Origin of the sequence: Verminephrobacter aporrectodeae subsp. tuberculatae At4 (assembly GCF_000193225.1) — a bacterium.
GTDB lineage: Bacteria > Pseudomonadota > Gammaproteobacteria > Burkholderiales > Burkholderiaceae_C > Acidovorax > Acidovorax aporrectodeae.
In genome coordinates this window covers 1-464 of record NZ_AFAL01000826.1, presented here as the reverse complement: position 1 = coordinate 464, position 464 = coordinate 1, and the positions used below count along the sequence as shown (strand labels likewise).

At 65.5% G+C, this 464-nt stretch carries 1 protein-coding gene; it reads right to left on the bottom strand.

Translation table 11 applies throughout. From position 1 onward, the window contains the following. On the bottom strand, positions 1–464 hold a 464-nt coding region (locus VTU_RS34110; RefSeq protein ID WP_010108901.1), incomplete at both ends, for an S-layer family protein.

Genomic DNA, 464 nt, shown 5'->3' with positions numbered 1-464 from the left:
GTCTGGACGGTGCTGCCATCGGGCAGGCGGGTCTCGCGGGCCTGCAGCCACACGATGTCGGTGGTCAGCAGCGCCATTTGCTCGGCGGACAAGGCCACGCCCGGAGACAGCTGGTAGCGCTGCGCGAACATCACGCCCGCGTCCAGCAGGTCCTGGTACTCGTCTTCGGTACTTTGGTAGTTGGACAGGAAGCGGCGCCCCGTCAGCGCCATGATCTGATCGTCGATCAGGCGCTGCTCGGCAAAGCCGTCGCCGTACAACTTCAGAGTGCGTTCGGGGTTGATGCTCAGCTGCGTGAGCATGTAGGCGCTGCTGATCCAGGTGCGGTAGTTGGTGAAGGCCGGGTCGGTCTCGACCAGCGCAGCGCGCGGCAAGTGGTTCAGCGTAAACAGCTGGTTGTCCGGAGCGCGCACGGCGCCGGTGGCCATGACGGTGGTGTAGCCAGCGGCCTTGATCTGAGCCGG